This is a genomic window from Pseudomonas petroselini, assembly GCF_045037875.1.
Taxonomy (GTDB): domain Bacteria; phylum Pseudomonadota; class Gammaproteobacteria; order Pseudomonadales; family Pseudomonadaceae; genus Aquipseudomonas; species Aquipseudomonas petroselini.
Window position 1 is genome coordinate 3,642,708 of record NZ_CP173614.1, and the last position, 26,745, is coordinate 3,669,452.

Genomic DNA, 26,745 nt, shown 5'->3' on the forward strand with positions numbered 1-26,745 from the left:
GGTGCCACAATGGCGCCTTTGTCGTGGCAGTCGAATCAGGCGGATTTCATGAATGGCCTTGGGCGTGGGCAGGACCAGGATTGCTTTATAGAGGAGCAGGTGCGGACTGACCGTTTGCACCAGCTGTTCCGGCAATCCTTTGCCGCGATATTCGGCAGTTACCTGGCCGCTCTCATGCTCTGCTGGCTGTGCTGGGACCGGTTTGACCATCAGGTCATCCTGGTCTGGCTGGGCGCGTTGGCGGTGTCCTCGCTGTTGCGCGTGAAGATGTTCATGGAGTGGTTTCGCTGCCCCAACGCCGAGCGCACGCCCAAGCGTTGGGAACGCCGTTACTGGCTGACGCTGATGCTGTCTGCCGGGATCTGGGGCGCTGGCGCCCTGGCGGTGATGCCCACCGATGACCGGCTGTCCCAGGCACTGGTGATGTTGTTCACCGTGGGCATGTCCGTCAGTGCCGTGTCCTGTTATTCGGCTTACCGCTACATGACCCTGACCTCCCTGGCCCTGGTGTTGCTGCCGTGCACGCTGTGGCTGTTGTTCCAGCCATCTTCCATGCAAGTCGGCGTGGCCATCGCGGTGCTGGTGTTTTCCACCTTTGTGGTCAGCGCCACGCGCAAACTCTCGGATGCCTTGGAAAAGGCCTTCCGCCTGACCCGGCAAATGGAACGGGCCCACACTATTTCCACTCGCGCGGCCCAGACCGATGAACTCACTGGCCTGATGAACCGCCGTGCGTTTTTCGAACATGCCCAGGTGCTGTACGAGCAATGCCGCCACAACCGACAACCGCTGTGCGCGCTGATGATGGACATGGATCACTTCAAGCAAATCAACGATACCTACGGCCACCAGGCCGGTGATCAGGTGCTGCGCCAGATTGGTGGGGTGATCAGTGCGTCGTTCCGCCAGGCCGATGTGTACGGACGCTTGGGCGGCGAGGAGTTTGCGGTGCTGCTGCCCAATACGTCGTTGGACACCGCGCGCACTATCGCCGAGCAGTTGGTCAAGGCGATCTCGGGCCTGGCTTCGGAGCCGGTGCATGGGTTGAGCGCCAGCCTGGGCGTTGCGTCCACCCACACCCAGGACCAGGACCTGCACGGGCTGATGAACACCGCCGACAAAGCGCTGTACCGCGCCAAGGCCCAAGGCCGCAATCAGGTGGCGGTGGCGGAGTAGGGCTCAAAGCATCGCTTTGGCCAGGGCCCGCGCAACCTGATCGGCGGAGTAGGGCTTGGCAAGGAATTCGAACCCTTCGTAGCCGCTGTCGGCCAGCTCTTCGCTGTAGCCGGAGGTGAGCACCACCGGCAAGTCCGGGCGCCGTTGGCGCAGCACTTTGGCCATGGCCACGCCGGTCATGCCCGGCATTACCACGTCCGAAAAGATCCCGTCGAACGCCAGGGCATCCGCGCCGGCCAGCGTGAGTGCCTGCTCGGCATCGGTGGCCCAGGTGGTCTGGTAACCGAGGTCCTGAAGGATCTGGTTGGCAAAGCGGCCGACTTCGAGGTTGTCTTCCACGATCAGGATATGGCACTGCGCCGTATCATGGGTGGGCGACTGGCTTTCCGGCGTCGGGTCGGGCTGCGCCACCTGCTGCGCCACTTCGGGCAGGTACAGGGTGAACACGGTGCCTTCGCCAGGGCGGCTTGCGACGTCGACGTTACCCCCGGACTGCTTGGCAAACCCGAAGACCTGGGACAGCCCCAGCCCGGTACCTTTGCCTACAGCCTTGGTGGTAAAGAAAGGCTCGAAAATGCGCTCGAAGGTATCAGAGGAAATACCTGTGCCGGTATCCGCCAGGGAAATGCTCACAAAGGGCTGGCGTGCCTCTTCATCGCCACGGATACGCGGCATCGAGTCCACATTCGCCACGCGTAAGGTCAGGGTGCCTTGCCCGTCCATCGCGTCCCGGGCATTCAGGGCGATGTTGATCAGTGCGGTCTCGAATTGGCTCGCGTCGACGCGCACGTGGCAAGGGCGCTCTGGCAACTGCACCTGCACATGGATGCGCGCACCGGTAACGCTTTCGAGCATCTCGCCGATGTTCTTGACCCGTTGGCCCGCATCGAAGACTTCCGGGTTGAGCGGTTGGCGCCGGGCGAAGGCGAGCAATTGGCTGGTGAGCTTGCTGGCGCGCTCCACCGTGTCGGACACCGCGCCCATGTAGCGCTGGCGCCGCTCCTCGGAGAGTCCGGGCTGACGCAGGAAGTCCACTGACGAACGAATGATGGTCAACAGGTTGTTGAAGTCATGGGCGACGCCGCCGGTCAATTGACCGATGGCTTCGAGTTTCTGCGATTGGCGCAGCGCGGCTTCGGCCTGGGTGAGGGCGTTGGTGCGTTCTTGCACCCGCTGTTCCAAGGTGGCGTTGAGCTCGGTATAGGCTGCCAGGCCTTCGCGCACAGCGACGTCGGCGCGCACCCGCTCGATATGGGCCCACGAGCGCTCGGTGACCTCGCCGACCAGTGCCAGGTCGTAGGGCGACCAGGCGCGGGCCGTTTTGTGGTGCACGGCCATCAGTGCGGTCAGGCGACCGTCCTTGATCAGCGGGAAGCACACGGTGGCGAGCGCGCCCAAGGCCTGATAACTGGCGGCGATTTCGGGAGCGAATTCGAATCGGTTGTCCTGGACCACCAGCGGCTCGCCCGCGCGCAGGCGCTGCACTGCCAATGCGCCGAATGACGCCAGGCTGTAGTGGCCCAGGATGCTCGGCGAGCCAGGCGCCGCCCAGTTGCCGCGAATGGTGAAGCCGTCTTCGTCGGCATCCATGTCGGCATACGCACAGTTGGACACCTGCAGGTGCTCGGCCAGCAGGCGCGTGGTGGTGGACATGATACTTTCGGCGTCGGTGGCATTCGCCACGGCGCTGCCGACGGCATCCAACACCGCCAGGCGGCGGTTCAGGAAGACGGTGGTGGTGGTTTCGGTGACGGTATCCAACATCCCCACCACCTGGCCCTGAGGGTCGCGGATGGGGCTGTAGCAAAAAGTGAAATACGCCTGCTCCGGCCCGTCGCCACGCTCGATCATCAGCGGGAAGTTTTCAATAAAGGTCGCATGCCCGTTGAACGCCGCGTCGGCGATTGGGCGCACCTGCTCCCAGACTTCGCGCCAGGTTTCGCTGAACGGGCGCCCCAGGGCGTCGGGTTTGTTGCCCAGGATTGGAATAAACGCATCGTTGTAAAGGGTGGTCAGGCTCGGCCCCCAGATGATGGCCTGGGGGAAGCTCGACGCAAAGCACAGCGCCGCGGTGGTCTTGAGCACATCCGGCCACTCTTCCAGCGGTCCCAGCGGCGTACTCGCCCAATCATGCAGGCGGACCCGCTCAGCCATGTCGCTGCTACTTTGCAGCCAATTCATCATCGCAAGAACACCTTGTTTGCCACAGTCTGTCGAACGCCTGAGAGGGTCAGGTCAGCAATCAACAGACCGGCATGGCCGCTGCCAAGTTCAGCGGCATTATCCATGAGATGGCGAATTGATGCCTCCTCCGTTCGGATAGATCTGTGAGCGTGTTTATTGCGCGCCGAAAACCCCTGTCCAATAAATCCCGGCATCACTTTTCGGGTCCATGGCATACGCCGCACCCAGTTCGCGAAATTGCGGGTTCATCAGGTTGGCGCAATGGCCCGGACTGGCCAGCCAGCCGTCCACCACCTTGCGCGGCGTATCCAGGCCGGCGGCGATGTTTTCGCCAATATTCTTCGCGCTATACCCGGCCAGTTCGGCACGGTCACCGGGGGTGCGCCCGTCGTGGTCGAGGTGGTCGAAGAAATTGCCGTTGGCCATGTTGCGCGTGTGGCTGTTGGCGGCGTCGGCCAGGGCGTCATTCCAGGACAATGGTGTGGTTGCGGTAAACGCCTGGGTGCCGCATTGGCGCGGTTGCGCACGCGCGGTGTTGATCAGGTTGAGCAGTTTTTTGCCTTCGGTCTGCCAATCGCCCAGGCCGCTGGTCAGCAGTGGACGGGCAAGCACGATGCGCCAGTCCTGGCCACTGTTGCTTACGCCGATATCGACAAATTGCGGGTCCAGCACCACCCGGCAGAAGCTTTCGCGCACGGCCTTCATGGCTGACTGGGCATCCTTGGGCCCGGACAGGCTGATGGCCTGCACGTTGACCATCGGGTACGCGGCCCGGGCCAGCGCTTGCTGCAAATCGCCGACGTTGGTGGCCGGCAGCACCAGCCGCGTATCGCTGGCCAGCGGTGGCAGTTCCTGGGAACCCTGGTCGCCGCAGCGTTGTACCTGGCTGCGGTATTGGTTGATCTGTTGTACTAACTGACTCTCTTCATTCGCCATCGCGCTGGCGCAGAACACCGTACTGGCGGCCAGCGTCGTGAGACCCATCATCAATGACAGAACGCGCATGGACGTTACCCTTGAGCTTGAAAGTGCCCATGATGCGCGATGTAACCCGGTCTGGTGCAACGCCTTTTTTGTTTTTTTGCCTCAATGGGTGTTCTTGGCGGTATTAAAGGCGCTGGAGCGGCGCAATGCCATCACACCGGCCAGCAGGATCAAGCCCAGTGCCACGCTGAAGGTCACATGCAGGCCATGGGCCACGGATTGCGGGAGCGCACGGGTGACATCCGGGCTGGCCCACGCGAACACCGCCCCCAGCGCTGAAGCACCGAGGATCAGGCCTAGATTGCGTGACAGGTTCAGCAGGCCCGACACCGTGCCGCGATGCGCCGCCTCTATATCGCTCATCACCGCCGTGTTGTTGGCCGCCTGGAACAGGCTGTAGCCCGTCGTCAGAATAACCAGCGCGGCCAGATAGGCGATCAGTCCAGACGCCAGCGACAGCAGCAGCGCCCCACACCCCAGCACGCTCAGCCCGGCGAGTGTCATGCGTTGGCTGCCGAGGCGGTCGGTCAGGCGGCCGGCCGGGATACCGGTGACGGCCGCCACACAGGGGCCGACGGCCATGGCCAGGCCCATCCACTCCGGGGCCAGCCCCAGGCCCCTGGACAAATAAAAGGGCCCGACCACAAAGGTGGCCATGATCACGGCGGCCACCAAGGCACTCATGGCCAGGCTGCTGCGCAATGACGCGTCCTTCAGTAAAGACCAGACACCAGAGGCCGCACCGGCGGGTACCTGCGCACGATCAACCGGCAAACAGCGATAAGCGAGGGCGGCGGCCAGCAGCCCCAACGGCACCCCGACCAGGAAAATCGCGCGCCAACCCCACAGGCTCAGCAATACCCCGCCCAGGCTGGGACCCATGGCAGTGCCGACGGCGGACATCGTGCCCAGCCATCCCATGACCCGGCCGGTACGTTCCCGGGTGACGGTATCGCCCACCATTGCCAGGGCCATGGCCATCATCACTGCTGCGCCGAGGCCTTGCAGGACGCGCGCGGCAATCAGACCCTCCAGCGAGGGGGCCAGCCCGCACAGCCCGCACGCCACGGCGAACAGCAGCAAGCCGCCGAGCAATACGCGTCGATGGCCCCAACGGTCACCCAGGCGCCCGGCGCTGACGATCACTGCCGTGATTGCCAGCAGATAGGCCAGCACCACCCACTGCACCGCGTGAAACGATGCATCAAACGCCTGCGCCAGGCTGGGCAGGCCGACATTGGCGATGCTGGTGCCGAGGGAGGCCAGCAACATGGACAGGGACAGGCTGACGAGGCTGCCGCGAGAAGAGGGGGGCATGGGTAATCCTTGAGTGAAGGCAACTGTCACAAATCTACGGCGTGGCCTACCATGGCGGAAGACGCATGGGTTGCAGTTAATACCTGCATATGACGCCTGATAAGGAGCACCGATGGCCGATTTAAATTTGCTGGTCACCCTGGATGTATTGCTCGCCGAAGGTAGTGTGGCCGGCGCGGCCAGACGCTTGCGCCTGAGCCCCTCGGCGATGAGCCGCGCTTTGGCGCGTTTACGCGAAACCACCGGCGACCCGTTGCTGGTGCGCGCCGGTCGCGGCCTTGTGCCTACGCCGAGGGCGGTGGAACTGCGCGAACAGGTCAGCCGCCTGGTGCAGGAAGCCAGCGCCGTGTTGCGGCCCTTGCACACGTTGGACATGGCTCAGGTCGAGCGCACTTTTACCCTACGTACTAGCGAAGAGTTCGTCGAAAATGTCGGTGCGGCGTTGTTGGCACGTACGGCACGAGAAGCACCCGGTGTGCGCCTACGCTTCATCCATAAAACCGACAAGGACAGTGCGCTGCTGCGTGACGGCAGCGTCGACCTGGAAACCGGCGTGGTCGACCCTGCGGCCAGCCCCGAAGTGCTGACCCAGGCGCTGTTCCGTGACCGTTTGGTTGGCGTGGTACGCAGCGGCCATGCGCTCAGCCAGGGCGACGTCAGCGCCCGGCGGTATGCCGAGGGCCAGCACGTCTACGTATCACGCCGTGGCCAGGACCGTGGCCAGATCGACGACGCGCTTGAGGCCCAGGGCCTGACGCGCCAGATCAGCACCATCGTCGCCGGGTTCGCCACCGCCATTGCCCTGGCCCGCGACACCGACCTGATCGCCAGCGTGCCTGAACGCTACACCCTCCATCAACGGGAAGGCCTGCATCGCTTTGAGCTGCCGGTGGCGCTGCCGACCTTCACCGTCGCGATGCTGTGGCACCCCAGGCTCGATGCCGACCTGGCCCATCGCTGGTTGCGCGGGTGTTTGCGCGAGGTATGTGCCGAGCAGGTACAATTCGCGCTGCCTTGATGCTTAATCCCAGGAATCTGCATGTTCAGCCTTACCCGCTACACCACACCGTGCCCGGAGCCTATCAATGCTCAGATCCTGCAGATGGTGGTGGACAACCTCACCGACATCAGCAGCGTGGCGCTGCCACCGAGTAACCTGCTGTACAACATCTACCAGTACGCGATTGGCTTTGAGGTGCATCTGTACCTGGAAGCGCTGGACGGTTCAAAGGGCATTGCCGTCGAGTTGGTCGTGGCCACCGATCCGCAAGACCCGCAGAAGGTGATGGGCTTTGTGCTGTACCTGCCGGTGAAGGAGGCTCCCGAGGCCTGCGGAATCGCTTTCATGGCGGTGCAAGTCGGCTATCGGCGCCAGGGCGTGGCTCGCGGGATGATGCGCGACGTGCTGAGCCGTCATCCCCATGCGGAACTGGCCTGCTCCATAGAGAAGGTGCCAGCGTTTGAAAGCATGGGCTTTCGGGTACGTGGCGCACGTGAGACTCAAGTGCTGATGAACACGCGGGACTACGGTACCGACGGCCTGATGGGCGTGCTGGATGTGGCGGCGATCTATAGCTCGCTGGAGGTGCGGCAGATTCATACCTACCTGCTGCAAAAGCACGGCAAGCGCGCGATGGTGGATGCCGAGAAGCAGCGTGACCGCCACTTGGATCAACTGGCACGTAAGGTCCAGGCATTTATTGCTCGTGGTGAACACGGCCGCGATTGACCATCGCCAGGATAGTCGCCAGCAATTCCTGCTGCGCTTCTTCACGGCTGATCTCGCCACTGAACGCCGCCTGGGACAGCGCTTCCGCAGCGCCCAGCATCGCCCTTAAGCCAGCCTTGGACACGTGGCCGAAGGGCGACAGCGCGTCGCGACACTTATCGAGGAAGATCGCCTCGTAGTGGCGCTTGAGGGTTTCCAGCTCCGGCGAGCTGCTCAAGGCCGCAATCACCCCCGGGATTTCCCGGCCCTGCAACAACACGCACTCCACATAGGACGCGGCGATCACCCCGGCGCGATCCTCAAGGGTGGCGCTGCTGGCCTCTATGGCGTCGACAAACACTTGGTTCTGGCGCGCATCGAAATCCTCATACAGCGCGACGAGCAACCCCGCACGGGTGACGAAATGGTCGTAGACCACCGGTTTGGTCACGCCCGCCAGTTCCGCCAGGCGACCGAGCGTCAGTGCTTCGGTGCCTTCATCGCGCACCAGTTGCCAGGCCACATCGAGTAATTGACGCAGGCGTTCTTCACGGGACAGGCGTCGACGTGGGGCAGGGGATTCGCTGCTTGACATGCTTATATACCAAAAGTAACTTACTAATCGTAACTTAAGCCCAGCGTAACCCCAAAGGGAGTCCCTGTCATGCACGCACTTATCGTTGTTGCACATCACGACCCGCAATCCCTCACCCACAGCGTGGCTGCGCAGGTGGCCGCCGGGCTCACTGCCGCGGGCCACACTGTTGAAATCGCCGACCTTGCCGCCGAAGGTTTTGACCCGCGCTACACCGCCGCCGACCATGCGGTTCACCGAACCCGCGCCACGCCACCCGCCGATGTGCGGGCCGAACAGGCCCGCATCGACCGTGCCGACGCCCTGGTGCTGGCGTTCCCTATTTACTGGTGGTCATTGCCGGGCCTGCTCAAAGGCTGGATCGACCGCGTATTCATCAACGGCTGGGCCATCGAATACGGCCCCGATACGCCGGTGGTGAAAAAGCTGCGGCACCTGAACGTGCATCTGCTGGCCTTGGGCGCAGCGGATGACGATGCGTTTGATCGACACGGCTATGCCCAGGCGATGCGCACGCAGATCGACTACGGGATCTTCGATTACTGTGGCGCGCAGGTGCTGACCTCGGCGCTGTTGCTCGACTCGGAAAGCGGCGGGGCGCAGGCGCATTTGGAGAAGGCGTGGGCCGTGGGGCAGGGTTTGTTCGACGTCGAGACAGTCGCCGGTTGATTCAACCTTCGCGAATCCAGCAGACGGGCGGTGAAGATGTTGTGGCGGGCATGGAACTTGGAACGATTGGACGATCACTCATGGTGTTCACAAACACTTGAGATAAAGTTAATGACGTCAATTTCTTCTGCACCTGGAACCGCGTTCATTGCCCCCACCATCGATACGTCTTACGGAAAGCCCACGCAAGATCAAGTGAGGCAAGATCAACAAAACGATGCGAAAAAAAACCATCCCTTTCCGAACGTCTCGCCTGAACAACTGCAGACCTTGAACAGCGAGCAACTGCAGAGGCTCAACAAATATCCCGATATGAGCTATCAAGACGTGAGGGGTGGGCATGGAATGGTGTTTGCCAACGGTTTCGTCTGGTAACGGGTTTAGCTACGACAGACGCTGTGCCTGCGGCAACTGGGTGCTGACGCGTTTAACGGGCTGACTACTGTCCAAACAGGTCATGTGCATCAAGCAACCGATAAGCAACCTCCGGCCGTTTTTCCATACCTTTACGGATTGCGGCCGGAATCGACAACCGAGTCTTGCGACACAAGCCTGGCAGTTTGTCGATCACAATCTGAATCCCACGCATGCTTTTGACTTCAGTGTGGCCGGGTGCGACATGTACGCGGATACCCAGTTGCAGGTACATCAAGCGCTGCATGTGTTCCAGGTCTTCCAGGCTTTGAAGGTTTTCCAGGCGCTCCAGCAGCTTCTTCTCTTCCTGGCGGGTCAGTCGCAGGATGCGTTGGTCTGCCGAGGGGGTGCCAAGCAGTTGTTCGCGCTCGCAGTCACATAACGCAGGTGGGCAGGGTTGGCGAATTGTCATGATCACTCCCTCCCCACACCGTTGCCGACAGTTTAGTAGGTCAGTTGAACGCCCAGGCTACCCAGGGCATTCCAGTATTCAGGATAGGTCTTGCCCACGCAGTCGGGGTCCTGGATCTTGATTCCTGACACTTTCAAGCCCGCCAGCGCAAAGCACATGGCGATGCGGTGGTCGGCGTGGGTGTCGATCAGCGCGGTGCAGGAAGTGCCGGCCAGGGCCGGGTCGCTGGCCACCAGCAGGTCATCGCCCTCGATGGTCGCCAGGCCCGGACGGATTTCGTTCAGGCCGTCATGCAGCGCCTGGACGCGGTCACATTCCTTGACGCGCAAGTTGGCCAGCTCAGTGAAGCGCACCGGGGTGTTGTTGAACGCAGCCAGCACCGCCAGGGTCGGGATAGCGTCCTGCATCTGCGAGCCAACCACCGTGGCTTGCATGTTCGGGAACTGCGCGATCACGGCCTGGGCCTTGGCGTCCGGCTGGGTGAAATCCTGCGCGGCCACGCCGATGTCGATACGGCCACCAGTCAGCACTTCTGCGGCCCACAGGTAAGTGGCGGCGGAGGCGTCAGGTTCGATCAGGTAATCATGGGCGGTGTAGCCGCCAGGGGCGACGCGCCAGGTGGTGTCGTTGACGGCTTCAACCTGGGCACCGAAGGCACGCATGCAGTCCAGGGTCAGGTCCACGTAGCCACGGGCGCCGATGTCCTTGCCGGTCAGCGCCACTTCAATCGGCGCTTCGCCGCAGGCTGCGAGCATCAGCAGGGCCGATACGTATTGGCTGGACAGACCGCCGTCGATCTCGAAGCGCTTGGCCTTGATCTTGCCCACGCCGTGCACGGTGACCGGTGGGCAACCGGTGGGGCTGTCGACCTGGATACCGTTCTGGCCGAGGGTCTCCAGCAGCGGGCCGATTGGGCGTTTTTGCATGTAGTCATCGCCGTCGAGCACCACGGTGCCTTCAACGGTGGCCACGGCGGCGGTGAGGAAGCGCATGGCGGTGCCGGCGTTGCCGAGGAACAGTGGCTGCGGCGGCAGTTGCAGTTTGCCTTGGCCGGTGACGACGAAGGTGGTGTCGTCTGGTTCGTCGATGGTGACGCCCATTTGGCGCAGGGCCACTGACATGTGGCGGGTGTCGTCGCTCTTGAGGGCGCCGCTGAGGCGGCTGGTGCCCTTGGCCAAGGCGGCCAGCAGCAGGGCGCGGTTGGTGATGGATTTGGAGCCGGGGGGTGCGACCTTGCCGTTGAGGGGGGCGTTGGGCGGTGTAACGGTCACGGTTTTCTGCGAACTCAAGGTACAAGGCTCCTGATTCAAGGCAAGGTGGGATGGAGTGGCCGACGGGCGGATTTGAATGATCGGGTATAGGTGTGGTGCTTGTCGAGCTTGCGATGGCGGTGGTGCGGTGTGCCTATCCGTTATTTGGGGGGGGCCGCCCCCAAATCCCTGTCGAATCCCGGCCAGCGTGTTTGACGGGGCGCTTGAGATCAAGATCTACAGCACGTATCGCTTTGCCAACCAATAATCATGCAACGCCCGCGCTGCCGGTTCGATTTCGCTGACGCGTTGCTGGTGTGCTTGTACGTCCAGTTCGGCGGGCAGTTCGAAGTTGTCTTGTTCGGCGCACCAGGAGATTTTTTCCAGCAGGGCGGCCTGTTCTGCCGGCAGTTCCGGCCAATTGCCGATGGCGGCGCCGCGGATGTAGCCGAAGCACCATTCTTCGGCGAGGGTGACGTTCTGGCCCTGGTGTTCGGTTTCGTCGAAGCGGGCCTTGAAGCCTTGCGCGTCGGTGGCCAGTTGGCTGGCCAGGGTGTTGATGTGGCGCACGCACAGTTCGAGGAAGCTTTGCGCTTCGTCCATGTTGTTCCAGTCGGGGTTTTGCCCGCCCCAGATCGCCGGGAACCACTCTGCCACATCCACTTGGACCGGGCTGGAGACCAGCGCGGTGAAGTAGCCGTCGAGTTCGGCCAGGTTCAGGACCGAATGGTCGTCGCCGTACTTGAGCAGGGTGTCTTCGATGAATTCGAAGTCGGCGGCGGTGAGGGGTTGGGCGTGCATGGGCATATCCTTTAAACGTCGAGCGCCGCAGGTGAGGCGGCTTAAAGCGCGAAGGATGGCGTGTGTGCAGGGTTTTATCCAGCGCTTTGCAGCGTTTTACCCGCGCGGCTGGCACAGCTTGCTCACGCAGACCGAACCGACCACGGCGAGGATGATCGCCAGCAGTGCGCCATTGGCCAGGTCGATAACGGTGCGCCCACAACATTTCATTACGTTTGCCCGTCCTGTTTTTGGCTGATGCGTCGTGGTGCACCCTTGTTATAGTTCGGGCCTCATCACTCGCCAGCCAGGGATCACTGCCATGTCCGAATACCAAGCTTTCGTCGTCGAACTCGCCGGCAACGTTGCCCATGTGCAGATCAACCGTCCGGAAAAGATCAACGCGATGAACGCGGCGTTCTGGACCGAAATCATCGACATCTTCCAATGGGTCGAAGACACCGACGCCGTACGCGCTGTGGTGCTCAGCGGGGCCGGCAAGCATTTCTCCTCCGGCATCGACCTGATGATGCTGGCCTCGGTGGCCAACGAGTTCGGCAAGGACGTGGGCCGCAACGCGCGCCTTTTGCGCCGCAAAATCCTCGAACTGCAAGCCTCGTTCAATGCCGTCGACAACTGCCGCAAGCCGGTGCTGGCGGCGATCCAGGGCTATTGCATCGGCGGTGCCATTGACCTGATCAGCGCCTGCGACATGCGCTACGCGGCTGACGGCGCGCAGTTCTCGATCAAGGAAATCGACATCGGCATGGCGGCCGACGTCGGCACCCTGCAGCGCCTGCCGCGCATCATCGGTGACGGCATGCTGCGCGAGTTGGCCTATACCGGCCGCCAGTTCGGCGCCGAGGAGGCGCGCAGCATCGGCCTGGTCAATCGCGTTTATCCCGATCAGGACAGCCTGTTGGCCGGGGTGATGGAAATCGCCCATGAAATTGCCGCCAAATCGCCGATTGCGGTCACCGGCACCAAGGCCATGATCAGCTACATGCGTGACCATACGGTCAATGACGGCTTGGAATACGTTGCCACCTGGAACTCGGCTATGTTGCAATCCAACGACCTGCGCGTGGCCATCGCGGCCCATATGAGTAAGCAGAAACCCGAATTCGTGGATTGACTGACATGACCCCAGGCTGGATTACCACAACGCTGCTGGACAACGACACCCCCGGCGGCTGGGCCGTTGCCCGCAGCCGCGACGGCTTTTTGCATGACACCAATGGCCCCTTGTTCCCCCGGGAATGGCTCAAGCGCCAGGACCTGTCAGTGTTCGCCGAACACGGCATCGGCCACCTCGACGGTGAGCCGGTGTACCTGCTGGAACTCAATAGCGCCGGTGAAGTGCCGGGCTGCAGTTGGCAAGGCCTGCGCGGCTTCATGCTGCAAGGCGATCACACCTTGTACAAAGTGCTGGGTTACGCCGCGCAGATCGGTACGTGGGCGCGCGAGCATCGGTTTTGCGGCAGTTGCGGCCAGCCCATGGTCCAGGTGCCGCGCGAGCGTGCGATGTATTGCCAGGCCTGTGACCTGCGCAGCTACCCGCGGATTTCGCCGAGCATGATCGTGCTGGTGACCCGTGGCGACGAGATCCTGCTGGCGCGTTCGCCACGCTTTGTCACGGGGGTGTACAGCACGTTGGCGGGGTTTGCCGAGCCGGGTGAGTCGGCCGAAGACTGCCTGATCCGCGAGGTCCGCGAGGAAGTGCAGGTGGAGGTCAAGAACATCCAGTACATGGGCAGCCAGTGCTGGCCGTTCCCACATTCGATGATGCTCGGCTTCCATGCCGAGTACGCCGGTGGCGACATCGTGCCCCAGGCCGACGAGATCGAGGACGCGCAGTGGTTCAACATCCACAACCTGCCGCCGCTGCCGGCGTCACGCTCGATTGCGCGTTACCTGATCGACCTCTACCTGGCCCGTCGCCTAGGCCACGCTGAACCAGTGCTGCCAGGCTAGGCGCACCGTCAGGCCGAGGACCACGGTGATGAACACCGGGCGAATGAATTTGGCGCCGCCGCTGATCGCGCTGCGTGCGCCAAAGAACGCGCCACACATCACCGATACGCCCATGGCCAGGCCGACGATCCAGTCCACCGAGCCGTTGAAGATAAACACCGACAGTGCCGCCGCGTTACTGACGAAGTTCATGCTGCGCGCCACGCCGCTGGCCTTCACCAGGTCGATGGGGTGCAACAGCATCGTGCTGACGGTCCAGAACGCGCCGGTGCCCGGACCTGCCACGCCATCGTAGAAGCCCAGGCCGAAGCCCTGGGTGGATTGCCACTTCTTCTTGATCGGCGCGTCGGCATCCAGCGGCGCCTTGGGCGTGCCGCCGAACAACAGGTAAAGGCCGCAGCCGAACACGATCACCGGCAGCATCTTGTTCAGGGTTTCAGCCGGCAGGTAGTGGGCCACTACCGCGCCAGCGAGGGCGCCAATCAGCGTGCCGACAATGGCGTGCACCCACTGGCGCGGGTGGAACAGCTTGCGGCGGTAAAAGGTGAAGCTGGCGGTGGCCGAGCCGAAGGTGGAGCTGAGCTTGTTGGTGCCCAGTACCAAGTGCGGCGGCATGCCGGCGGTGAGCAGGGCGGGCGTGGTGAGCAAGCCCCCGCCGCCGGCGATGGCATCGATGAAACCGGCGATAAAGGCGACCGCCGCCAGGATGGCAAGGGTGGTGAGGTCTACGCTGAGTTCGAGGGACATGGGCTGGGCTTATTATTGGCAGGGCGCTAAGCGAAAGGCCGCCATCTTACTCGCGGGGAGTCTGCAAATCCAAATGTGGAAGGGGGCTTGCCCCCGATGGCAGTGCTCCAGCTGACTCATCTTTAGCTGGCCCACCGCTACCGGGGGCAAGCCCCCTCCCACATTTACAGAGTGTTCACCGGGTCATTTGTGTGTTCCCAGCCACTCCAGGGCCGTGCGCCAGATACAAATCCCGAGGAAATACGCCGACATCAGCGACCACAACCCAAACGTCCACGGGTTGGTGTTGGGATAGTCCACCACCATCAAGAAGCTGCACAGCAACCAGATCGTGGTCACGGCGATATTGATCGGCATGAACCGCTTGACGCGGAACGGGTGCAGGAACTTCATCGGCGTCACCGTCAGCAGCGCCAGGCCAATCACGGTGAGCAAGGTCACCCAGGCTTCCGGCTGGATGATATAGACGCACAGCGCAACCACGTTCCACGCGGCGGGGAAGCCGACGAAGTAGTTGTCTTTGCTCTTCATGTTCACGTTGCAGAAGCAGAACAGCGACGACACCAGGATCACCGACACCGTCAGCAGGTGGGTAAATTCCGGCAGGTCGATATAGCGGTAGATAAACAGTGCCGGAATAAACACGTAGGTGAGGTAATCGATCACCAGGTCGAGCACCGAGCCGTCGAAACTGGGCAGTACCGTGCTGACATTCACCCGTCGCGCCAGTGAGCCGTCGACACCGTCCACCACCAACGCCAGGCCCAGCCAGAGCAGGCAGGCCTTGGGTGAGTTTTCCAGCAGCGCCAGGGTGGCCAGGAAGGCCAATACCACACCGGTGGCGGTGAAGCCGTGGGCGCCCCAGGCTTTGAGTCTGGCTACATGCAGGGTCGATATCACGGGCGGATCTCCAAAAGGTGAAACAGGGCAGCCGACGACGTGACGCCGTCGAGTCTGGCCGGGGGATGCAGGTATCGACCGGGAAGGGGGTAAGAAGGTTCACCACCCGGCGTATCACTTAGCGTAGCAAGCGTAGGCAGTTTCGGCATCAGCCTTGGCGGAACACCAGTGCCTTTAAGCCACTTTGCGCGTCAATATCAGGAAATTCCGGCGGGTTTTGCAGCCGTTCGACAAAGCGCAGCCCAGGGGCCTCGCGTGTCACGCCGTCGATCAGGAAGTCTTCGCCAAAGGCCGGGTCGTTCATGCAGGCCAGCACCGTGCCCTGTGGCGTGAGCAGATCCGGCAGGCGACGCAGGACGCGCTGGTAGTCCTTGGTCAGCAGGAAGCTGCCTTTCTGGAACGACGGTGGGTCGATGATCACCAGGTCGTAGGGGCCGCCATGCGTGACCTTGGCCCAGGACTTGAACAGGTCGTGGCCCAGGAAGCTGACCTTGCTTAGGTCATGACCATTGAGGCGATGGTTGTCGCGGCCACGGCTCAGGGCGCCACGGGCCATGTCCAGGTTCACTACGTGGTCGGCGCCACCTTCGATGGCCGCCACCGAAAACCCGCACGTGTAGGCGAACAGGTTGAGCACCCGTTGGCCTTTGGCCTGTTCGCGTACCCAATTGCGCCCGTAGCGCATGTCGAGGAACAGCCCGCTGTTCTGTTTTTTACCCAGGTCGATCAGGTAACGCAGCCCGCCTTCGGTGATGGTCAGCTCGTCGACGGGGCCGCCCACCAGCCATTCGGTGGTGCTTTGCGGCAGGTAGCGGTGTTGCAGGGCGACGGTGTAAGTGCCGAATCGGGTTTGCAGCAGTTGCTTCAAGGCTTGCAACTGCGCCGCTTCCGGCGCCTTGAACAACGCCACCAGCAGCACGCCTTGCAACCAGTCTACGGTCAATTGCTCCAGGCCCGGCCAGCAGCGGCCACGGCCGTGGAACAGGCGCCGGGTTTCCGCCGGTGGGGTGGCCAGGGCCGTGAGCAAGTGGGCGTGCAGGGTGGCGAGTGCGTCTGGGTTCATCGTTAAACGTCGTTCGTTGAGCGGGCGGCATTTTAAACACAATTGCCGGTGCGAGGGGGCTGGATGAATGGCGCGATGCCCTGGCTTCGCTGGTGGCCAACGCCGGCCCCGCGCGGGCGCGGCAGGTCCTTGACCTGCGGAGTGATGCAACTCCAAATGGGGTGTTGTCTAGAACGTGGCGATCAGGGCCGGCCCAAACGCTTCCTTGAGAAAGCCCGGCGCGATATACCGCTCGTAATGCGCTTCGGACAGCAGGAAAAATTCCCGGTCAATCGCATCGCGCAAATCCGCCAGGCTGCGCTCACGAAATTCCGGCAGCAACGCCAGCCCATACGCATCCAGCTTGGAAATCACCCGCGCACCCCGGGCAATCAGTTGGTACGCCCAGCAATACGGCGATTGGTGCGGCACAAAACGGATCTTGCGATTTTCCAGTTGCTGGCGCAGCAGGTGCGTATCAAACACCTCGAGTTTGCTGGCCATCACCTGCACCAGCAATTGCTCCAGGCGCAGCCACACCGCTTGTTTTTCCTCGGCGTTGTAGCCATTCCACTGGATCACTTCATGGTGATAACGCTTGCAGCCCCGGCAGACCAGGTCCCCGTAAACGGTGGAGCACAGGCCGACGCAAGGTGTTTTGATGGTTTGATTGGGCATAAGAGGCAATTTGCAAAGATCTATAGCGCACCGCAACCCCTGTGGGAGGGGGCTTGCCCCCGATCGCGGTGCATCAGTCACTGAAGCTTGAACTGAACGAACATCATCGGGGGCAAGCCCCCTCCCACATGTTGGGGTCTCGTCCGTGGATCAGTCCCAGCTCAACGCGCCGCCGGTCTGGTATTCGATCACGCGGGTCTCGAAGAAGTTTTTTTCTTTCTTCAAGTCCATGATCTCGCTCATCCACGGGAACGGGTTGGTGGTGCCTGGATACTCTTCCTTCAAGCCAATCTGCGACAGGCGACGGTTAGCGATGAACTTCAAGTAGTCTTCCATCATCGCCGCATTCATCCCCAACACGCCGCGTGGCATGGTGTCGCGGGCGTATTCAATCTCCAGCTGAGTCCCTTGCAGAATCATCTGGGTCGCTTCTTCCTTCATCTCGGCATCCCACAGGTGTGGGTTTTCGATTTTGATCTGGTTGATCACATCGATACCGAAGTTCAGGTGCATCGACTCGTCGCGCAGGATGTACTGGAACTGTTCCGCCACGCCGGTCATTTTGTTGCGACGGCCCATGGAGAGGATCTGGGTGAAGCCGCAGTAGAAGAAGATGCCTTCCAAGACGCAGTAGTAGGCGACCAGGTTACGCAGCAGCTCTTTATCCGTCTCGACGGTGCCGGTTTCGAACTTCGGATCGGAGATCGAACGGGTGTACTTCAGACCCCAGGCAGCCTTTTTGGCGACCGATGGAATCTCGTGGTACATGTTGAATATCTCGCCTTCATCCATGGCCAACGATTCGATGCAGTACTGGTAGGCGTGGGTGTGGATTGCTTCTTCGAAGGCCTGGCGCAGGATGTACTGGCGGCACTCCGGGTTGGTGATCAGGCGGTACACGGCCAGCACGAGGTTGTTGGCCACCAGGGAGTCGGCGGTGGAGAAAAAGCCGAGGTTGCGCATGACGATGCGGCGTTCGTCGTCGGTCAGGCCTTCGGGGTTTTTCCACAGGGCGATGTCGGCGGTCATGTTGACCTCTTGCGGCATCCAGTGGTTGGCGCAGCCGTCGAGGTATTTTTGCCAGGCCCAGTCGTACTTGAAGGGCACGAGTTGGTTGAGGTCGGCGCGGCAGTTGATCATGCGCTTTTCGTCGACGGCGACGCGGGCGGCGGAGCCTTCGAGTTCGGCGAGGCCTTCGGCGACGTCGAGTTTGTCGAGGGCGGCCTTGGCGCGGATGATCGCAGCGGAGTCGTTGGCGGTCACGTTACGGGCTTCCAGCGCGGCGGCGGCGCCGGCACCGTCGAGGCGGTCCATGTTGGCTTCGCTGGCGTGGCCAGCGTTGGCGCCCTTGATCACCGCTGCACCGGTGTCTTCGTTGTCGACTTCATCCCAACTCAGCATTGAAATACTCCCTTCTGGTCTGTTCTGACGGCCTATTGGGCCGTCCAAAATATAAAATTTGCAGGCGGTTAGGCATTGAAATACGGCGCATTGTGTGGTCGGTATTTACCGATACTGCACACTATGTAGTGGTCTGTTCTGTTTGTGGGCACACTATATGGGGTGTGATGACGATGGTCAACGCACAAGATGTGCGGTCTGGGGTCGCTGCCGGGCGCTTGATTGACGCCCTGTCCAGGACTGGATATGTTGTCTTGCATGAAAAAGACCCTGCCCGAAGACACCCACCTGATCAGCCAGCTCGAACAGATCGCCGAAGGCTTGAGCAAAACCTTCAGCCCGTTCTGCGAAGTGGTGCTGCACGACTTGCGCGACCCGCAGCACGCGATCCTGGCCATCCATAACAACCTCTCGGGCCGCCAGCCTGGCGACCCGGCCACTGAGCTGGGCGTGGCGCGGATTGCCGATCCCGAGTACCCGCAAGTCATTGCCAATTATCAGAACCAGTTCGCCGACGGCCGCCAGGTCAAGAGCACCTCGATCGGCATCAAGGACGCCCGCGGTCAATACGTCGCGGCCTTGTGCATGAACGTCGACCTCTCGTTGTTCCGAGGCTTGCAGGGCATGCTGGAACAGTTCGGCTCCGTCAGTGGCGACACGCCCCGTGAGTCTCTCGACCCGTCCGGCGCCGACGCCATTCGTGCGCGCATCGATCAGTTCGCCGCACGCCTGGCCACCACGCCGCGCGCGCTCAAGACCGCGGACCGGCGTGCCTTGATGCGTGAGCTCAAGGATGCCGGCTGCATGGATGTGCGTCGGGCCATGGAAACCGTAGCCTCGCATCTGGGCGTGTCGCGCGCGGCGGTCTACACCTACGCCAAGTAACGCGCGACGGCTTCAATCTCCACCAGATACCCGTGATGCAACTCGGGCACCGGCACCACCGCGCGTGCCGGGCGGTGATCACCCAGTGCGCCGGCGTAGACCTGGTCGAACGCCGGCCAGTGTTCGACCCCCGCCACGTACACCGTGACTTTCACCAGATCCTGCGGCGTGCAGCCGGCCGCCTTGAGGATTTCCAGCACATTCGCCAGTGCGACCTGGGCCTGTTCGGCAAACGGCGCCGACAGGTTATGCCGCCCGTCCGGGCTGACCGGCAGTTGCCCGGAGATATACAGCGTGTCGCCGTGGCGGATGGCCTGGGAATAATGGCCGGCAGGCTTTGCCGCCGTGGGGGTGTGGATGATGTTCATGGCGCCTCGCTGAGCAGGGTGGCGTACTTCTGGAGATCGACGTTGCCGCCGGTGACGATGATGCCCACGCGCTGGCCCTTGAACTGGTCGCCCAGCGCGTGCAGTGCGGCCAGGCCCAGGCAGCCGGTGGGTTCCACCACCATTTTCATGCGCTGCATGAAGAACTTCATCGAGGCCACCAACTGTGCGTCCGACACCGTAAGGATGTCGTTCACCTGCTCGCGGATGATCGGGAAGGTGTAGTTGCCCAAATGCTGGGTCTGGGCGCCGTCGGCGATGGTCGCCGGGGTGTCGATATGTACGATGTTGCCGGTGCGAAACGAGCGCTGGCCGTCGTTCCCCGCCTCGGGTTCGACGCCATACAACTGGCACTCCGGCGACAAGGCGCGGGTCGACAGCGCCGTGCCCGACAGCATGCCACCACCGCCCAGGCCGACGAACAACGCGTCCAGGGGGCCGGTGAATTCCAGCAGTTCCTTGGCGGCGGTGCCTTGGCCGGCGAGGATATGCGGATGGTCGTAGGGCGGGATCAGGGTCATGCCGTGTTCGTTCGCCAGCTTACGGCCGATCTGCTCGCGGTCCTCGGTAAAGCGGTCATACAGCACCACGCTGGCGCCATACTCGCGGGTGGCCGCGACCTTGGCGGCAGGCGCATCGCCGGGCATCACAATCGTTGCCGGTATGCCCAGCAAACGCGCCGCCAGGGCGATGCCCTGGGCATGGTTGCCCGACGAGAACGCCACCACCCCGGCTTCGCGTTGCCGTGCGTCAAACTGCGACAGTGCATTGAAGGCGCCGCGAAACTTGAATGAGCCGGTGCGTTGCAGGTTCTCGCACTTGATGAAGACCTCGGCACCAATCTGTGCGTTGAGCGTTCGAGAGGTGAACACCGGCGTCAGGCAGGCAACGCCCTCCAGGCGTTGGGCGGCGGCGATGACGTCTTGGTAAGTCGGCAGGTGCATGGGACGGACCTCAATGGCATGTCTGGATAAAATATCCATAACAAGACAGATAGTAAAGGTTCGTGTGGTAGCGCTAGCGTTTCGAACCTCTCTGATCGCAGGAGGGTACGATGTTGGTCCGACTCGCCGACTGCATCGCCCACTTAGCGCAAGGTTGAAAAGATCATGGTGTCTGACTGCGATATTAAATAGAATTAATCTCATTTGAGACTCACTCGCGCCGCGCAGGTCGCTTGCCATGAATGATGCTGTTGTTTCGACCCACGCCCCCGAGCTGACGTTGTCGAGCCTGTACCGCGACCATCGCAGTTGGCTGGAAAGCTGGCTGCGCCGGCGCTTGGGCAATGCCTGGGATGCCGCGGACCTGAGCCAGGATACGTTTTTACGGGTACTCGCCAGCGCCCAGCCGATTGCGCAGATGCAGGAGCCGCGCGCGTATCTGGTGACCGTCGGCAAGCGCCTGCTGGTGAATTTCCATCAGCGGCGCAGCCTCGAACAGGCCTATCTGCAGGCCTTGGCGAACCTGCCGGAAGCCTGTGTGCCGTCGCCCGAGCAGCGCTGGCTGGTGCTGGAAACCCTGCAAGCCCTGGATGAATTGCTCGATGGCTTGCCGGTGCTGGTCCGCCGCGCCTTTCTCTGGAGCCAACTGGAAGGCCTGGGCTATCGGGAGATCGCCGAGCGCCTCGACGTCTCCGAGCGCACGGTAAAACGCTACATGGCCCAGGCTTACGAACATTGCCTGCTGGTGGACCTGTGAGCCGTGACGTGGCGCGTGCCGCCGCCCAATGGCTGGCGCTGCTGGAGTCTGGCGCGGCCACCGAGCATGACCACGCCGCCTTGCAGCACTGGCGGGACAGCCACCCTCAGCACGAACAGACCTGGCAAAAAGCCCAGACCCTGCGCCAGCGTTTCAGCGCCTTGCCCCAGGCCTTGGCGATGGCCAGCCTCGATCGCCCGCAACCGGGACGCCGCGCCGTGCTCAAGCGCGCGTTGGCTATCGCGGCCTTGGTGCCTACGGCCTGGTTGGTCAGCCGTCAATTGCCCATCGAGGTCTGGCGCGCCGACCTGCACACCGCCACCGGTGAGCGCAAGCGTATCCCCTTGGATGACGGCGGCAACCTGCAACTCAATACCGCCACGGCGGTGGATGTGGACCTGGCACAGCGGCGTATCACGCTGGTGGACGGTGAGTTGGCGCTGAATCTACCCGGCGCGACCGCGATGACCGTGCAGACCCGCTACGGCGAGTTGAGCGTCAGCCAGGCCGACGTGTGCATACGACAACAGGCGGCCGGCTGTCTGGTGTCTGTGCTCAAGGGCGCAGTCCAAGTGCGCGACCGGAATGGGCAGATGGCGACCCTGCAGGGGGGGCAGCAAGCGCCGCTGAAAGCCGGTGGGTTGGGTGCCTGGGTGCCGTTTGATGTGTCGCAGCTGGGCTGGCGCGACGGTGTGCTGACGGCGCAGAACCAGGCGCTGGGCGATTTTTTGCGGGAGCTGGAACGTTATCGGCCAGGTGTTTTGCGTTGGGAACCGAGCCTGGAGAATTTACGTGTGACCGGCAGCTTCCGCCTCGACGACACCGACCGCATCCTCAATTTGCTTGCCTCGACCCTCGGGCTCGAGCTGCAGGCGCGGACACGGTATTGGGTGACATTGCGCAAAGCAATGACCTGATCACACCGTTAGTGTAGTGAGCGGGCTTGCCCCGCGCTGGGCTGCGAAGCGGCCCCAATAAAAACACCGCGGTCTGTCAGACAAAGCTCGGTGTTTGGTTTTAGGGCCGCTTCGCGCCCCAGCGCGGGGCAAGCCCGCTCACTACAAGTCTCGGTGTTGTTAGATTACATGGGCGCGGTGCAGCTCGGTCAAGGCCAGTGCCTTGAGCCGGGCCAGCAGCGGATCACGCCGGTCCCTTGGGTGCGGCAGGTCCACCGCCAGTTCCTGGCGAATGCTGCTGGGCCGGTTGTCCATCACCAGCACACGGTCGCTCAGGTACAGCGCCTCGTCCACATCATGGGTCACCAACAGCAAGGCGATGGCATGGTGTTTGGCCAGTTGCAGCAGCAGGTCCTGCAACTTCATGCGGGTAAACGCGTCCACTGCGCTGAAGGGTTCATCCAGCAACAACACCTGCGGGCGTGAATACAGGCCCCGCGCGATGGCGACCCGCTGCGCCATGCCGCCGGACAACGCCTTGGGCAGCGCCTGGGCAAACCCCTTGAGGCCGACTTCCTCGATCAGTTGCGTGACCCAGGCCCTGTCGTAGTGGTTGTCATCGCTGAAACCGATGTTCTGTTCCACCGTGAGCCAGGGCATCAGCCGGGGTTCCTGGAACACAAAGGCGACTTCGCCCTCCGGGCTGTGCAGTTCGCCCTGGAAGTCCTTTTCCAGGCCGGCGACGATGCGCAGCAAGGTGCTTTTGCCACAGCCGCTGGGGCCCAGCAGGCTCACGGCTTCCCTCGGGTGCAACGCCAGGCGCACCTCGTTCAGTACGGTGGTGTGGGCGAAGCTTTTACGCGCCACGTGAATGTCCAGCAGAGGCTGTGCGCTCATTGTCCGGCTCCCTGAAACGTATCGCGCCAGGCCAGGCAGCGCTTCTCCAGTGCCGCGAGCAGGCCATCGCTGACCTTGCCCAGCAGCGCCAACACAATGATCGCGGCCAGCACGATATCCGGCCGCGAGGTTTCCCGCCCGTCGCTGAGCAAATAACCCAGGCCCTTGGTGGCCGCGATCAACTCAGCCGCCACCAAAAACATCCACGCCAGGCTCAAGCCGCTGCGCAACCCGGTAAACAGGCCGGGCAGGGCGGCGGGCAGTAAAATGCGGCGCACCAAGCGGCGGCGATTGAAACCATACATTTGCCCGACTTCCACCAACTTGCGGTCGATATCGCGGATGGCCGCAACCCCATTGAGGTACACCGGGAAGAACGCGCCGATTGCGATCAGCACGATTTTCGACGTTTCGTCGATGCCCAGCCACAGCAACAACAGCGGCACCCAGGCCAGGCTCGGGATCGAGCGCAGCCCGGCGAAGGTCGGTTCCAGATAGGCTTCGGCCTCACGGCTCAAGCCGACCCACGCGGCAAACATCAACGCCAGGCTGGCGCCGATGGCAAAGCCCAGCAGCACCCGGCCGAGGCTGGCGCTGATGTGTTTCCACAGTGCACCTTCGGCGAGGTCCGTCAGGGTCACGGCGATTTCGCTGGGCGCCGGCATCTGGTACGACGGCAGCCAACCCACACGTACCACCACTTCCAATACCAGCAGGATCAGCGCCGGCACCACCAGGCCCTTGAGCCGTCTCGGCCAGGCACTGCGGTTGATCGTCACGGGCGCGGCAAGGGGCAATGCTTGGGTTTTGCTGGTCATCACGCGCTCCTTAGTGGCCGAACGAGGTGTCGATCAACTGGTCGATCACCTGGTCCACATTCACGCCTTTGCGCACCAACTCTTCGGACACCAGGATCGGCGCGGCGGCCTTGGATGACAGCACATCCTTGCTGCTCAGGAACGGCGTGCTGAGGTCGGTGCGCGACAGTTGCAGCTTGGCCACTTCCAGCGGCAGGCCGGATTCGTCGGCGAGCAGCTTGGCGAATTCATCCGGGTGCTTCACCGCCCAGTCGCGGGCCTTTTCATAGGCGCCAAGCACTTTGGTGATGGTCTGCGGATGCGCCTTGGCGAACTGCTCGGTGACGCTGACCACGCCATAGCTGTTGAAGTCCTTGTTGCGGTACAGCAAGCGCGAACCGGCCTGGATTTCGCTGGCGGCCATGTGCGGATCGAGACCGGCCCAGGCGTCCACGTCACCTTTTTCCAGGGCGGTGCGGCCATCCGGGTGTTGCAGGTGTACCAGCTCCACATCGTCTTTTTTCAGCCCGGCCTTTTGCAGGCTGCGCAGGGTGAACAGGTACGGGTCGGTGCCTTTGGTGGCGGCGATTTTCTTGCCCTTGAGATCGGTGACGCTCTTGAACGGCGAGTCCTTGCGCACTACCAGGGCCGTCCATTCGGCGCGGCTGTACACATACACCGATTTGATCGGGCTGCCGTTGGCGCGGCTCAACACCGCCGACAGGCTGGCGGAAGAAGCGAAATCCACGCCGCCACTGTTGAGGTATTCCAGCGACCGGTTGCTGCCCTGGCTTAGGACCCAGCCGACCTTGCTGTTCGGCAGGGCCTGTTCCAGCCAGCCAAAATGCTTGAGCACCAGGCTGACGGGCGAGTAGTAGGCGTAGTCGAGATTGACTTCGGCGGGGTCGGTGTCGGCGGCATGGGCCAGCGGTTGCAGGCACAGGGCGAGGGCGCAGGCCACGAGTAAGCGTCGGGTGAAGGGGGTCATGGAACAGCTCCGGCAAGGCATTGAGAGAAGGCTTTTCTTATATCCAGAAAAATTAAACGGCATGTTCCATCATGCTTTTCGGGAATATGCAGTCTCTGTGCCATCTGGTTCGGAGGCGTGTTTACGGGGCTTGAAGGGGATAAAGCTGTAGCGCGAACGCGCAAACTGTTGATCAGCTGTTGGTGATGCAACAGTTCTTATATATCTGTATCGAATAAATAAAGAGTTATATATTCCTTTTAATGTCTTCGTGGGTGGCGCATGTTGAGGGCCTGCGCATTCGTGCGGATTGACCCAACAGCCAAAAGGAAAGCCGACATGACCATTAAAGCGATCAACGTGCGCAACCAGTTCAAGGGCGTCATCAAGGAAATCCTGCTGGGGGAAGTGGTGTCGGAGATCGACGTGCAGACCGCGTCCGGCATCGTCACCTCGGTGATCACCACCCGCTCGGTGCGTGACCTGGAGTTGAAAGTGGGCAGCGAAGTGATTGCCTTTGTGAAATCGACGGAAGTGTCCATCGCCAAGTTGTGAACCCAATCGAATGAGGGCGCTGGCAAGCCCGGGCCCTCATTAATAGGTGCATGCTTCAGCGTTGGCGAAGGGCGCGTTCCATGCGTTGCAGGCCTTCTTCCAGCATCGTCCGTGGGCAGCCGAAGTTCAGTCGCACGAACTGTTGGCTGTCATCGCCGAACTCGATACCGGCGCTCAACCCGACCTTGGCCTGCTCCAGGAAAAACTGCTGCGGATCATCCAGGCCCAGGGCGCTGCAATCCAGCCACGCCAGGAACGTGCCTTGCGGCACCTGCATCACCACGCCGGGCAGGCGGGTTTGCACGGCATCGAGCAGGTAGTCACGGTTCGCTTGCAGGTACTGCACCAACGCATCAAGCCAGTCGCCGCACTGGCTGTAGGCGGCGCGGGTGGCCTCCAGGCCCAGGGGGCTGACGCTGTCGACCATGCCGCAACGCGCCTGGTTGAAGCGTTCGCGGATCTCGGCGTTCTGGACCACTGCAAAGCAAGTTTTCAGTCCGGCGACGTTATACGCCTTGCTCGCCGACATCAGCGTGATCGTGCGCTGGGCGATCTCATCGCTGAGGCTGGCAGTGGGAATGTGGCGACGGCCGTCAAAACACAGCTCGGCGTGGATTTCGTCGGAGATAATCAGCGCGCCGTGTTCCAGGCAGGCGTTGGCCACGGCCAGCAGTTCTTCGCGGGGGAAGACTTTGCCCATGGGGTTATGCGGGTTGCTCAACAGCAGCGCGCCGGCGCCGGTCAGCGCCTGACGCATGGCTGGCAGGGGCGTGAGGTATTCGCCGTCGACCAGCTCGAAGGGGACTTCGATGCGCGGCAGGTTCCAGTGCCCCGGCGCCAGGCGGATCGGCCGGTAGTTGGGGGTTTGCAGTACCACCGGTTGGCCGGGTTGTACAAAGGCGTGCAGTGCCATGTTGAAACCCGGTTCGACGCCGGGCAGGAACAGCAACTCATTCGGCTGTACGCGCCAGGCGTACTTGGCCCACAAATCGGCAATGATCGCCTCACGCACATCCGGGCCGGCGACGCTGTAGCCGAGCACCTGCTGGTCGAGGCGCGCGTGCAAGGCTTGCAGCACGGCCGGTGGGGCGGCGATGTCCATGTCGGCGATCCACATCGGCAAAACGTCGTGCGGGTAGCGGTTCCACTTGGTGCTGCCGGTGCCTAGGCGGGGGTGGATCGTGTCGAAATCAAAGCTCATGGGGGGCTCGTGTCAGGGCGTCGGGCGCGGGAATGGGGCTGATTCTAGCGTCATTATTTTTATAGGCCAGGGTTGATTGGTGCTTACCGTTGTTGAGGTGTGCCGTACTGGGTTGAAACTGTGGGAGGGGGCTTGCTCCCGATGGCGGTGTGTCAGTTGATGCATCTCTGGCTGTCCCACTGCTATCGGGAGCAAGCCCCCTCCCACAGTTTGATCTCCATACATCAGG

Annotated in this window: 29 protein-coding genes; 11 read left to right on the forward strand and 18 right to left on the reverse strand. The window is 62.3% G+C overall.

Features of this window, described 5'->3' with window-relative positions; translation table 11 throughout:
- Nucleotides 1-9: 9 nt before the first annotated feature.
- Entirely contained in the window at nt 10-1,176 is a 1,167-nt protein-coding gene (locus tag ACI512_RS16680; protein WP_236380803.1) for a diguanylate cyclase, read from the forward strand.
- Nucleotides 1,177-1,179: 3 nt separating this feature from the next.
- Here the strand turns inward: ACI512_RS16680 and ACI512_RS16685 are convergent, their stop codons facing one another.
- The 3 genes from ACI512_RS16685 to ACI512_RS16695 all read right to left on the reverse strand — a co-directional run bounded on the left by ACI512_RS16685 (nt 1,180) and on the right by ACI512_RS16695 (nt 5,661).
- A complete protein-coding gene (locus tag ACI512_RS16685; RefSeq protein ID WP_236380806.1) occupies nt 1,180-3,360 on the reverse strand; it encodes a GAF domain-containing protein in 2,181 nt (726 codons plus the stop codon).
- A gap of 153 nt (nt 3,361-3,513) precedes the next feature.
- Entirely contained in the window at nt 3,514-4,365 is an 852-nt protein-coding gene (locus ACI512_RS16690) for a CAP domain-containing protein (protein WP_250948392.1), read from the reverse strand.
- A gap of 81 nt (nt 4,366-4,446) precedes the next feature.
- Nucleotides 4,447-5,661 carry an MFS transporter gene (locus tag ACI512_RS16695; RefSeq protein ID WP_405121222.1) on the reverse strand — a complete coding sequence of 405 codons (1,215 nt, stop codon included), beginning with the start codon at nt 5,659-5,661 and terminating at the stop codon, nt 4,447-4,449.
- 112 nt (nt 5,662-5,773) lie between these two features.
- Between ACI512_RS16695 and ACI512_RS16700 the strand changes: the two genes are divergently transcribed.
- Nucleotides 5,774-6,679: a LysR family transcriptional regulator gene (locus ACI512_RS16700; protein WP_236380809.1), complete on the forward strand. Its 906-nt coding sequence runs from the start codon at nt 5,774-5,776 to the stop codon at nt 6,677-6,679.
- A gap of 21 nt (nt 6,680-6,700) precedes the next feature.
- On the forward strand, nt 6,701-7,390 hold the full coding sequence (locus ACI512_RS16705) for a GNAT family N-acetyltransferase (protein WP_064053785.1): 690 nt from the start codon (nt 6,701-6,703) through the stop codon (nt 7,388-7,390).
- On the opposite strand, the gene ACI512_RS16710 is transcribed toward ACI512_RS16705, so the two are convergent.
- Nucleotides 7,359-7,964 (reverse strand): TetR/AcrR family transcriptional regulator, encoded by a 606-nt coding sequence (locus ACI512_RS16710; RefSeq protein ID WP_231807494.1) that lies wholly within the window; start codon nt 7,962-7,964, stop codon nt 7,359-7,361. The genes ACI512_RS16705 and ACI512_RS16710 overlap by 32 nt on opposite strands.
- A gap of 69 nt (nt 7,965-8,033) precedes the next feature.
- On the opposite strand from ACI512_RS16710, the gene ACI512_RS16715 reads away from it, so the two are divergent.
- A complete protein-coding gene (locus ACI512_RS16715; RefSeq protein WP_064053783.1) occupies nt 8,034-8,633 on the forward strand; it encodes an NAD(P)H-dependent oxidoreductase in 600 nt (199 codons plus the stop codon).
- A 111-nt stretch (nt 8,634-8,744) separates the two neighbouring features.
- Nucleotides 8,745-9,008, forward strand: coding sequence for a hypothetical protein (locus tag ACI512_RS16720; RefSeq protein ID WP_012723958.1), 264 nt, complete (start codon nt 8,745-8,747; stop codon nt 9,006-9,008).
- 64 nt (nt 9,009-9,072) lie between these two features.
- Here ACI512_RS16720 and ACI512_RS16725 read toward each other — a convergent pair whose 3' ends face one another.
- From ACI512_RS16725 to ACI512_RS16735, 3 genes are all read right to left on the reverse strand, one after another.
- A complete protein-coding gene (locus ACI512_RS16725; protein ID WP_043205271.1) occupies nt 9,073-9,459 on the reverse strand; it encodes a hypothetical protein in 387 nt (128 codons plus the stop codon).
- Nucleotides 9,460-9,491: 32 nt separating this feature from the next.
- Nucleotides 9,492-10,748, reverse strand: a complete 1,257-nt coding sequence (locus tag ACI512_RS16730; protein ID WP_236380811.1) for a 3-phosphoshikimate 1-carboxyvinyltransferase — start codon at nt 10,746-10,748, stop codon at nt 9,492-9,494.
- A gap of 198 nt (nt 10,749-10,946) precedes the next feature.
- Nucleotides 10,947-11,510, reverse strand: coding sequence for a UPF0149 family protein (locus ACI512_RS16735; protein ID WP_236380812.1), 564 nt, complete (start codon nt 11,508-11,510; stop codon nt 10,947-10,949).
- A 301-nt stretch (nt 11,511-11,811) separates the two neighbouring features.
- Between ACI512_RS16735 and ACI512_RS16740 the strand changes: the two genes are divergently transcribed.
- Both ACI512_RS16740 and nudC read left to right on the forward strand, forming a co-directional pair.
- On the forward strand, nt 11,812-12,624 hold the full coding sequence (locus tag ACI512_RS16740) for a crotonase/enoyl-CoA hydratase family protein (protein WP_046033823.1): 813 nt from the start codon (nt 11,812-11,814) through the stop codon (nt 12,622-12,624).
- 5 nt (nt 12,625-12,629) lie between these two features.
- Entirely contained in the window at nt 12,630-13,463 is an 834-nt protein-coding gene (nudC, locus tag ACI512_RS16745) for an NAD(+) diphosphatase (protein ID WP_046033824.1), read from the forward strand.
- On the opposite strand, the gene ACI512_RS16750 is transcribed toward nudC, so the two are convergent.
- From ACI512_RS16750 to ACI512_RS16770, 5 genes are all read right to left on the reverse strand, one after another.
- The gene (locus tag ACI512_RS16750) at nt 13,431-14,210 is read right to left on the reverse strand and encodes a TSUP family transporter (RefSeq protein WP_236380813.1); all 780 of its coding nucleotides are present in this window, start codon (nt 14,208-14,210) and stop codon (nt 13,431-13,433) included. The genes nudC and ACI512_RS16750 overlap by 33 nt on opposite strands.
- A 183-nt stretch (nt 14,211-14,393) precedes the next feature.
- Entirely contained in the window at nt 14,394-15,110 is a 717-nt protein-coding gene (gene pcsA, locus ACI512_RS16755) for a phosphatidylcholine synthase (RefSeq protein WP_012723966.1), read from the reverse strand.
- Nucleotides 15,111-15,258: 148 nt separating this feature from the next.
- Nucleotides 15,259-16,173 carry a class I SAM-dependent methyltransferase gene (locus ACI512_RS16760; RefSeq protein ID WP_043205274.1) on the reverse strand — a complete coding sequence of 305 codons (915 nt, stop codon included), beginning with the start codon at nt 16,171-16,173 and terminating at the stop codon, nt 15,259-15,261.
- A gap of 168 nt (nt 16,174-16,341) precedes the next feature.
- Nucleotides 16,342-16,830, reverse strand: coding sequence for a DUF1289 domain-containing protein (locus ACI512_RS16765; protein ID WP_122810628.1), 489 nt, complete (start codon nt 16,828-16,830; stop codon nt 16,342-16,344).
- Nucleotides 16,831-16,980: 150 nt separating this feature from the next.
- Entirely contained in the window at nt 16,981-18,231 is a 1,251-nt protein-coding gene (locus ACI512_RS16770; RefSeq protein WP_005788524.1) for a ribonucleotide-diphosphate reductase subunit beta, read from the reverse strand.
- 258 nt (nt 18,232-18,489) lie between these two features.
- Between ACI512_RS16770 and ACI512_RS16775 the strand changes: the two genes are divergently transcribed.
- Complete coding sequence (locus ACI512_RS16775) at nt 18,490-19,116, forward strand: transcriptional regulator (RefSeq protein ID WP_236380816.1); 627 nt, start codon at nt 18,490-18,492, stop codon at nt 19,114-19,116.
- Here the strand turns inward: ACI512_RS16775 and ACI512_RS16780 are convergent.
- Together ACI512_RS16780 and ACI512_RS16785 are read right to left on the reverse strand one after the other, a co-directional pair.
- On the reverse strand, nt 19,104-19,484 hold the full coding sequence (locus ACI512_RS16780; protein WP_236380819.1) for a RidA family protein: 381 nt from the start codon (nt 19,482-19,484) through the stop codon (nt 19,104-19,106). The two genes, ACI512_RS16775 and ACI512_RS16780, sit on opposite strands and share 13 nt — an antisense overlap.
- The gene (locus ACI512_RS16785; RefSeq protein WP_236380821.1) at nt 19,481-20,446 is read right to left on the reverse strand and encodes a threo-3-hydroxy-L-aspartate ammonia-lyase; all 966 of its coding nucleotides are present in this window, start codon (nt 20,444-20,446) and stop codon (nt 19,481-19,483) included. The genes ACI512_RS16780 and ACI512_RS16785 overlap by 4 nt, the downstream gene beginning before the upstream one ends.
- Nucleotides 20,447-20,684: 238 nt before the next feature.
- Between ACI512_RS16785 and ACI512_RS16790 the strand changes: the two genes are divergently transcribed.
- Nucleotides 20,685-21,203, forward strand: coding sequence for a sigma-70 family RNA polymerase sigma factor (locus ACI512_RS16790; RefSeq protein WP_046034241.1), 519 nt, complete (start codon nt 20,685-20,687; stop codon nt 21,201-21,203).
- The gene (locus ACI512_RS16795; RefSeq protein ID WP_236380823.1) at nt 21,200-22,120 is read left to right on the forward strand and encodes a FecR domain-containing protein; all 921 of its coding nucleotides are present in this window, start codon (nt 21,200-21,202) and stop codon (nt 22,118-22,120) included. The genes ACI512_RS16790 and ACI512_RS16795 overlap by 4 nt, the downstream gene beginning before the upstream one ends.
- Nucleotides 22,121-22,279: 159 nt before the next feature.
- Here ACI512_RS16795 and ACI512_RS16800 read toward each other — a convergent pair whose 3' ends face one another.
- From ACI512_RS16800 to ACI512_RS16810, 3 genes are read right to left on the reverse strand one after another with little or no spacing between them, the layout of a single operon-like run.
- A complete protein-coding gene (locus tag ACI512_RS16800) occupies nt 22,280-22,996 on the reverse strand; it encodes an ABC transporter ATP-binding protein (RefSeq protein WP_236380825.1) in 717 nt (238 codons plus the stop codon).
- Nucleotides 22,993-23,814, reverse strand: coding sequence for an ABC transporter permease (locus tag ACI512_RS16805; RefSeq protein WP_405121223.1), 822 nt, complete (start codon nt 23,812-23,814; stop codon nt 22,993-22,995). Before ACI512_RS16805 ends, ACI512_RS16800 begins: the two co-directional genes overlap by 4 nt.
- Nucleotides 23,815-23,824: 10 nt before the next feature.
- Nucleotides 23,825-24,781: an aliphatic sulfonate ABC transporter substrate-binding protein gene (locus ACI512_RS16810; protein WP_236383864.1), complete on the reverse strand. Its 957-nt coding sequence runs from the start codon at nt 24,779-24,781 to the stop codon at nt 23,825-23,827.
- 318 nt (nt 24,782-25,099) lie between these two features.
- Here ACI512_RS16810 and ACI512_RS16815 point away from each other — a divergent pair, with 318 nt between their 5' ends.
- Entirely contained in the window at nt 25,100-25,315 is a 216-nt protein-coding gene (locus ACI512_RS16815) for a molybdopterin-binding protein (protein ID WP_003173733.1), read from the forward strand.
- A gap of 55 nt (nt 25,316-25,370) precedes the next feature.
- On the opposite strand, the gene ACI512_RS16820 is transcribed toward ACI512_RS16815, so the two are convergent.
- The gene (locus ACI512_RS16820; protein WP_236383863.1) at nt 25,371-26,516 is read right to left on the reverse strand and encodes a MalY/PatB family protein; all 1,146 of its coding nucleotides are present in this window, start codon (nt 26,514-26,516) and stop codon (nt 25,371-25,373) included.
- Nucleotides 26,517-26,745 lie beyond the last annotated feature (229 nt).

Bases quoted from the DNA above. Each gene is read 5' to 3' on its own strand.
- ACI512_RS16680 (WP_236380803.1), top strand. From the start codon at position 10: ATGGCGCCTTTGTCGTGGCAGTCGAATCAGGCGGATTTCATGAATGGC.
- ACI512_RS16685 (WP_236380806.1), bottom strand. From the start codon at position 3,360: ATGATGAATTGGCTGCAAAGTAGCAGCGACATGGCTGAGCGGGTCCGC.
- ACI512_RS16690 (WP_250948392.1), bottom strand. From the start codon at position 4,365: ATGCGCGTTCTGTCATTGATGATGGGTCTCACGACGCTGGCCGCCAGT.
- ACI512_RS16695 (WP_405121222.1), bottom strand. From the start codon at position 5,661: ATGCCCCCCTCTTCTCGCGGCAGCCTCGTCAGCCTGTCCCTGTCCATG.
- ACI512_RS16700 (WP_236380809.1), top strand. From the start codon at position 5,774: ATGGCCGATTTAAATTTGCTGGTCACCCTGGATGTATTGCTCGCCGAA.
- ACI512_RS16705 (WP_064053785.1), top strand. From the start codon at position 6,701: ATGTTCAGCCTTACCCGCTACACCACACCGTGCCCGGAGCCTATCAAT.
- ACI512_RS16710 (WP_231807494.1), bottom strand. From the start codon at position 7,964: ATGTCAAGCAGCGAATCCCCTGCCCCACGTCGACGCCTGTCCCGTGAA.
- ACI512_RS16715 (WP_064053783.1), top strand. From the start codon at position 8,034: ATGCACGCACTTATCGTTGTTGCACATCACGACCCGCAATCCCTCACC.
- ACI512_RS16720 (WP_012723958.1), top strand. From the start codon at position 8,745: ATGACGTCAATTTCTTCTGCACCTGGAACCGCGTTCATTGCCCCCACC.
- ACI512_RS16725 (WP_043205271.1), bottom strand. From the start codon at position 9,459: ATGACAATTCGCCAACCCTGCCCACCTGCGTTATGTGACTGCGAGCGC.
- ACI512_RS16735 (WP_236380812.1), bottom strand. From the start codon at position 11,510: ATGCACGCCCAACCCCTCACCGCCGCCGACTTCGAATTCATCGAAGAC.
- ACI512_RS16740 (WP_046033823.1), top strand. From the start codon at position 11,812: ATGTCCGAATACCAAGCTTTCGTCGTCGAACTCGCCGGCAACGTTGCC.
- nudC (WP_046033824.1), top strand. From the start codon at position 12,630: ATGACCCCAGGCTGGATTACCACAACGCTGCTGGACAACGACACCCCC.
- ACI512_RS16750 (WP_236380813.1), bottom strand. From the start codon at position 14,210: ATGTCCCTCGAACTCAGCGTAGACCTCACCACCCTTGCCATCCTGGCG.
- ACI512_RS16760 (WP_043205274.1), bottom strand. From the start codon at position 16,173: ATGAACCCAGACGCACTCGCCACCCTGCACGCCCACTTGCTCACGGCC.
- ACI512_RS16765 (WP_122810628.1), bottom strand. From the start codon at position 16,830: ATGCCCAATCAAACCATCAAAACACCTTGCGTCGGCCTGTGCTCCACC.
- ACI512_RS16770 (WP_005788524.1), bottom strand. From the start codon at position 18,231: ATGCTGAGTTGGGATGAAGTCGACAACGAAGACACCGGTGCAGCGGTG.
- ACI512_RS16775 (WP_236380816.1), top strand. From the start codon at position 18,490: ATGAAAAAGACCCTGCCCGAAGACACCCACCTGATCAGCCAGCTCGAA.
- ACI512_RS16780 (WP_236380819.1), bottom strand. From the start codon at position 19,484: ATGAACATCATCCACACCCCCACGGCGGCAAAGCCTGCCGGCCATTAT.
- ACI512_RS16785 (WP_236380821.1), bottom strand. From the start codon at position 20,446: ATGCACCTGCCGACTTACCAAGACGTCATCGCCGCCGCCCAACGCCTG.
- ACI512_RS16790 (WP_046034241.1), top strand. From the start codon at position 20,685: ATGAATGATGCTGTTGTTTCGACCCACGCCCCCGAGCTGACGTTGTCG.
- ACI512_RS16800 (WP_236380825.1), bottom strand. From the start codon at position 22,996: ATGAGCGCACAGCCTCTGCTGGACATTCACGTGGCGCGTAAAAGCTTC.
- ACI512_RS16805 (WP_405121223.1), bottom strand. From the start codon at position 23,814: ATGACCAGCAAAACCCAAGCATTGCCCCTTGCCGCGCCCGTGACGATC.
- ACI512_RS16810 (WP_236383864.1), bottom strand. From the start codon at position 24,781: ATGACCCCCTTCACCCGACGCTTACTCGTGGCCTGCGCCCTCGCCCTG.
- ACI512_RS16815 (WP_003173733.1), top strand. From the start codon at position 25,100: ATGACCATTAAAGCGATCAACGTGCGCAACCAGTTCAAGGGCGTCATC.
- ACI512_RS16820 (WP_236383863.1), bottom strand. From the start codon at position 26,516: ATGAGCTTTGATTTCGACACGATCCACCCCCGCCTAGGCACCGGCAGC.